This is a genomic window from uncultured Leptotrichia sp., from assembly GCF_938036635.1.
GTDB lineage: Bacteria > Fusobacteriota > Fusobacteriia > Fusobacteriales > Leptotrichiaceae > Leptotrichia > Leptotrichia hongkongensis.
The window spans coordinates 1-6264 of record NZ_CALHQO010000478.1 but is presented as its reverse complement, the minus strand read 5'-3'; the positions used below and the strand labels follow the sequence as shown (position 1 = coordinate 6264).

Annotated in this window: 6 protein-coding genes; all 6 read right to left on the bottom strand. The window is 30.0% G+C overall.

The genetic code is table 11. The features are described 5' to 3' along the window. Positions 1-75 precede the first annotated feature (75 nt). Positions 76-1581: a F0F1 ATP synthase subunit alpha gene (atpA, locus tag Q0370_RS09710; RefSeq protein WP_299575138.1), complete on the bottom strand. Its 1506-nt coding sequence runs from the start codon at positions 1579-1581 to the stop codon at positions 76-78. A gap of 18 nt (positions 1582-1599) precedes the next feature. Then, a complete protein-coding gene (gene atpH / locus Q0370_RS09705) occupies positions 1600-2127 on the bottom strand; it encodes an ATP synthase F1 subunit delta (RefSeq protein ID WP_299575136.1) in 528 nt (175 codons plus the stop codon). Between the two features lies 1 nt (position 2128). Then, on the bottom strand, positions 2129-2623 hold the full coding sequence (gene atpF, locus Q0370_RS09700; protein WP_299575134.1) for a F0F1 ATP synthase subunit B: 495 nt from the start codon (positions 2621-2623) through the stop codon (positions 2129-2131). Between the two features lie 60 nt (positions 2624-2683). Beyond that, complete coding sequence (atpE, locus tag Q0370_RS09695; RefSeq protein WP_021745099.1) at positions 2684-2920, bottom strand: ATP synthase F0 subunit C; 237 nt, start codon at positions 2918-2920, stop codon at positions 2684-2686. Positions 2921-3058: 138 nt separating this feature from the next. After that, positions 3059-3958 (bottom strand): F0F1 ATP synthase subunit A, encoded by a 900-nt coding sequence (atpB, locus tag Q0370_RS09690; RefSeq protein WP_299575132.1) that lies wholly within the window; start codon positions 3956-3958, stop codon positions 3059-3061. Between the two features lie 161 nt (positions 3959-4119). Then, complete coding sequence (locus tag Q0370_RS09685) at positions 4120-6243, bottom strand: hypothetical protein (protein WP_299575130.1); 2124 nt, start codon at positions 6241-6243, stop codon at positions 4120-4122. Between the last annotated feature and the right edge of the window lie 21 nt (positions 6244-6264).

The following is a 6264-nucleotide window of genomic DNA, read 5'->3' as shown; positions in this document are numbered from 1 at the left end:
TTGGCTTGTATTTTTTACACTGTCAATACGTTCTTTTATTTCTTTCATATTTGCTGCCATATATTTTCACCTGCTTTACCAGACATATTCTTTTTTATAATTAATTATAAATTCGTCAAGTTCATTCTTCAAGTTATCATCTAATGATTTTTTCTCTAAAATTTCACTTAAAATATTTGAATCATTTTTAATTGCTTCTATTAAATCCTTCTCAAATGTTCTCAATTTTTCATTTGGAATATCATCAAAATATCCATTTGTTACACAATAAAATGAAATAACCTGTTCTTCAACTTTATATGGACTATATTGTGGCTGTTTTAATACTTCCATAATTTTAGATCCACGATTAAGCTGATCTCTTGTAGCCTTATCCAAATCTGATCCAAATTGTGCAAATGCTAAAAGTTCATTATATTGTGCAAGTTCCAATTTCACTTTTGAAGCAACTTGTTTCATAGCTTTAATTTGTGCTGATCCTCCAACCCGTGATACTGAAACTCCTGCATTTATAGCTGGTCTAAATCCTGAATTAAATAAATCTGTTTCCAAGAATATTTGTCCATCTGTTATTGAAATAACATTTGTCGGAATATATGCCGAAATATCTCCAGCCTGCGTTTCTACAATTGGAAGTGCTGTAATTGAACCTCCACCAAGTTTGTCGCTTAATTTTGCTGCTCTTTCAAGAAGTCTTGAGTGCAGATAGAAAACGTCTCCTGGATATGCTTCCCTTCCTGGCGGTCTTTTTAACAGTAATGACATTTCACGGTAAGCTACCGCATGTTTTGATAAATCATCATAAACTATTAGCACATCTTTTCCCTGATCCATAAAATATTCACCCATAGCAACCCCTGAATATGGTGCTAAATATTGAAGTGGCGCTGATTCTGAAGCAGTAGCTGCAACAATAATCGTATATTCCAATGCACCTGCCTCTTCAAGTTTTTTATAAATTTGTGCAACTGTAGACCTTTTTTGTCCAATTGCTACATAAATACATATAACATCGTTATTTTTTTGATTTATAATTGAATCAATAGCAATCGCTGTTTTTCCAGTCTGTCTGTCTCCAATTATCAATTCCCTTTGTCCTTTTCCAATCGGAAACATTCCATCTATTGCCTTTATTCCAGTCTGCATAGGCTGTGTAACAGGTTTTCTTGCGATAATTCCTGATGCCTGTCTCTCAATCGCCATATATTTATCAGCTGTTATCGACCCTTTTCCATCAATTGGGTTACCAAGTGCATCGACTACTCTTCCAAGCAGCTCATTTCCAGCTGGAACTTCAGCTACTTTTCCCAATCCTTTTACTATGCTTCCTTCTTTTATCCCTTGTGTCTTTCCAAAAATTACTGCTCCAATGTTACTTTCTTCCAAGTTTAGTGCCATTCCGATAGTTCCATTTTCAAACTCTAAAAGCTCTCCTGCCATAGCGTCACTTAATCCGTAGATTCTGGCAATTCCATCTCCTACTTCCAAGACTGTTCCAGTATTGGAAATATCCAGTGAACTTTTGTAATTTTCGATTTCGCTTCGGATTATTTTACTTATTTCTTCTGGCTTGATTCTCAAAGAAAAGCACCTCCGTTTCTAAAAATTTTTCTTCATTTCTTCAATCTGATTTTTTATTGAACCGTTAATAACTTCATTCCCAATTTTTAAAATCCCTCCACCGATTATTTCTTTATCAACTTCAAGATTTAAAACAATTTTTTTACCGTATTTTTTTTCAAGTTTTTCTATTAGCAGTTCCCTTTGTTTTTCTGATAGCTCTTTTGCAAATATAGCAGTTATTGGAAGTTTATTATTTTCCTCATAATAAAGTTTTAAAAAATATTCCTTTATATCTCCAACTAACGATAGACGCTGTTTTCGTACGATATACTTAACTATCCCTAGCGATTCTTTTGTAAAGTGGTCAAACGATTTTTCTAAAAACTTTTCTTTTTCTGGGAATTTTTTGAGAGGATCTTCCAAAATTTTTCTAAATTCCTCCTCTTCCTCATAATTTTCCATAAAAATATTCAGTACTTCCCTAACTTCATTTATATTGTCAGAAGATTTTGCTATATTGTAAATTGCTGATGCGTATCTTTTTGCAATCTCATCCCTAGCCATTTTAATCTCCTATCTCATCAATAAACTTATTTATAGTTTCATCCTGCTTTTCATCAATATTTTCTTTAATGATTTTTTCTGCAAGTTCAACTGCCATTTCTCCAACTTCCTTCTGAAGTTCAAATTTAGCATTTTGCCGCATTTTCTCAATATCAGCTTCAGCTTTCATCATCATTTTTTCACGATTACTCATAGCTTGTGATATAATCTGATCTTTTCTGTCATCTGCCTGTCTTTCGGCTTTTATTAGAATATCATTGGCACGTCTTTTGGATTCCTTTTTCAATTTTTCCATTGTTTTTTTCTGTTCTTCCAATTTTTCCTTTTCGTTTTCAACAATTTCCATTTCAGACAAAGCCAGTTTTTTTCTATCTTCTAGCACTTTATCAATCTTTTTTGCAAAAGTTCGTGAAAAAAAATAGACTAATACTATAAAGTTTATTATCTGAATAGCCATCGTAAAATCAATGTTTACTAATCTTGCTCCTTCATTCATATTTACTCCTTAATTTACATTATTAATCCTATTTTTGTTTCTCTAAAATTTATTATTTTCTTACCCTTTCAAGAAAATTAACAAGAAAGCTATTACTAACGCATAAATTGCTGATGATTCTGTAATTGCAAGTCCTGTGATTAATGTTTGCATAATATCCTGTTTTGCTTCAGGCTGTCTTGATACTGCCTCTACTGCATAACCAGTTGCAATCCCTTGACCTAATCCTGCTCCAATTCCTCCTATCGCTGCAATTCCTGCTCCTAATAAAGCTGCTGCTTGAACTATTCCTTCCATTCTCTAATCCTCCTAATTTTTATTAATTTATTTTTTATTAAACATAATTTTTATATCATAATGCTCTTATTTATACAAAATCCCTAAAATTAAAGACTTTGAACATATAAAAGAATTACAAAACTATAATTTTTAATTCTATTCTTCCTCACCTAATGCTTCACTTATATAAACTGAAGAAAGTATTGTAAATACAAAAGCCTGTACTATACCGATAAATAAATCTAAATATAGCTGTATAAGCATTGGCCATCCAACTGAAAACGAAAAACTTCCCTTTAACATATTATTTGTCATGGACTGAAGCAATCCACGTCCAACAAGGCTATATAGTAGTCCTACAATTACAAGTCCTGCCAGCATATTTCCAAATAGCCGCATTGAAGTGTTCAGTACTTTTGAAAAAATATCCACAATATTTAACGGAAACATAAACCACATTGGCTCAAATAATGATTTTATATATCCCTTTAGACCTTTTTGCTTTATAGAAACTGCCAAGAAAACAACAATTACCACAAGTGATAGCCCAATTGTCGTATTTGGATCCGCTGTTGGCGTTCTAAAAAACGGTTTTACTGTTCTAATTCCATTTTCCTTAACCGACATCATAATGAATGGAAACAGAAAAGTACTTAAATTCGAAAACATTATAGATGCAAACAATGCTGCAAAAAATGGTATATAAGTTTTTTTATGTTTTCCAAAGGTAGTCAAAAAGGTATTTTCAATAAAATGATAGTATTCTTCCATAACAATTTGCATTTTACTAGGCTTTTCTAGACTTATATTCTTTGTCCCTGCTCTTACGATAAATATGATTATCAGCATAACTGCCCAAGTATTAAGGACTGTCTGGCTAAGCGAAAATTTAAAGATCCCAAAAACAAAATTAAAATAATGCGGTGCTTCAACAACTGAACTTGGTGATTCAAATTTTACTGGTAAAAATGTGGAAATAATTGATAAAATTATATTCACAACAATCATCATAAGAAATAAAAATCCCAAAAATTTTAAAATTTTATTTTTCATCATCTCCCTCCTTTCTCCCAACTTTGAGCAAAGATTCAATATTCTTTGTTACATAGAATTATTATACTCCAATTGAATTTATTTTGCAAATTTTATTCTTATTCAATCTATCCCTTTATTTAAGCACTTTTCTCTGTATTTTTCCATACCAAATAGCAAATTAATTAAATCACTTTCTTTTTGTTTTTCTCATTGCCTCCTTCAAACAGTACAATTAATTTATCATTTTTATTTAATTTAATCTTCTTATTCTTGTTTATATTTAAATGAACACCATAATCATTTTTCTTTTCCACTCTTTCATCCATATCTCTATATCCTAATAAAATAGTTCCTTCATTTGCTACAATTGTAGAAAGTTCTTTAAAAGTATATTCTCTGTCAAAATTTTCAATATAATTATCTGCTGAAAACATATAAATTTCACAGCCTTCTCCACTAAATAATTCATCAAAAACATAATAAAGTCTTTTTTCTTCAGACAGCTGACTAATTACTGAACTTATTATAGTGTCACTTATTATATAATCAGATACTTCTGTTAATTCTACGATTTCTCTATTTTTTTCATCGTATATTTCGATGACAATACTTTTTTCCTTCAATGAAGATTTATTATTTTTTTCCAGCATTTTTTTTATTAATAACATTGTAAGCATTGATTTAGCATCCTTTTCTTGTGTTTCAAGATTGTCATAACCTAAAATTATAATACTTTCGTAACTTTCAAGATTGAATTTTTCTTCAATATACTCTTTTTCAGAAATTCTGTAATCTGTTATATCTTCATTTTTTACATTTTCGTACCCCAAATTATCCTTTAAATGTTTTTCTACTTCCTCATCCATCTTTGCAATTATATGAACTTCTGAATCTACACTCACATATTCGTAAAGTTCGTCAATTATTTTATATATTCTTTTATTATATCCTAAAATTAACGTCTTGCTTTTAGGTAAAATTACATCTTCTGTACCACTTTTCCATTGAAATTTTTCTATTTTTAACTCTTCAAAACGAAATTCAGGATAACCATCGTCAGACTGAAAAAGAATAAGCTCATCTCCTTCCTCTATTACACATCCTATATTTTCACCGTCTATTACATTATTATTAAATTTTTCGTAAGGATTTAAAATTATATTTTTTTTTATTCCTGATAATTTGCCCTCTGCCATTTCTGTTTGATAAATTTTTTTCAAGTTATTTTTATCCAAATTTTTCTTACATATTCCTAATACAATGCTTGTAATACAACTTAACGAAATTTCCTTAAATGTTTTTCCTATTAGCTCCTTACCAACTTTAGAAAAATAAATTTCATCATTATCATAATTTAAAATTTCTGTTGCAATAACACTAAATCCTGGCTGTCTACTTGCTTGTGCTGTAATCCGTGATAACCACTTTTCACTTGGAATATAAAGTATATTCTGATTTTCTTCATTTTGGAAGCAAAAATCCATCAGTTCTTTATTATGTTCATCTTTTATTTCTGTAATTATCTTTTTAGCTTTTTTTCTTAACGCTAAAATACACTTTATAGTATTTATATCTTCTCTATCTTCTTCTGAGGAAAGTATAATTATTGATTCTGCGTTCTCAGGATGAACAATATTTAAGTCATCTATATCTATTATACTTCCTGAACGGCAATATATCTTAGTTTGATAAGTTTTATGGCTTTTTCCATCCAGAGAATTATGAAAATTTTTCAAAAGTTCTTTTTGATTTATTCTTAAATTTATTTCGTCTTCCATTTTTATTTTATCATTTTTAGAAAGTATCACTATTTTTTTATTTTTATGATTTGCATTTGAAATCACTAGTTCACTTATTATCTTAAATATTGTCGGATTCCATCCCAAAATAAGCGTAAAATCTTTTTTTACAATCTCTGTTTTCCCTTTACGGATTTCAATAAATAAATTATCAAGCCCTGTTGTCAAAACCCCAACTAATGCACCAAAGATTAATACTCCAAGTAACGTAACCACAGCTGACACAATTCTATATCCCCATAATCTGTCATTTTGCAAACCACCTGGATCTATTACACGCAAGAAATTTTGCCAAATCGCTTCAATTAAGCTTAAACTTCCAGTTTCATTATCAGGCCTCAAATTCATCAAAACTAATACAAACGAAAATACAACAACTGTAAGAATCATTGTTACAGCAAGCCATGCTATTATTGATACAGTTCCTTTTGATAGCGTGTCTTCTAACATTCCCTGTATTTTGTTTTTCAGTTTAATTTTGTTAAAAGGATCAGATTCTTTTTTCATAGTACTTTCCTCCTATTTTTA

What these genes read in the sequence shown, in the direction of transcription:
- atpH (WP_299575136.1), bottom strand. Translation starts at nt 2,127, where the DNA reads ATGGCTAGGGATGAGATTGCAAAAAGATACGCATCAGCAATTTACAAT.
- atpF (WP_299575134.1), bottom strand. Translation starts at nt 2,623, where the DNA reads ATGAATGAAGGAGCAAGATTAGTAAACATTGATTTTACGATGGCTATT.
- atpE (WP_021745099.1), bottom strand. Translation starts at nt 2,920, where the DNA reads ATGGAAGGAATAGTTCAAGCAGCAGCTTTATTAGGAGCAGGAATTGCA.
- atpB (WP_299575132.1), bottom strand. Translation starts at nt 3,958, where the DNA reads ATGATGAAAAATAAAATTTTAAAATTTTTGGGATTTTTATTTCTTATG.
- Q0370_RS09685 (WP_299575130.1), bottom strand. Translation starts at nt 6,243, where the DNA reads ATGAAAAAAGAATCTGATCCTTTTAACAAAATTAAACTGAAAAACAAA.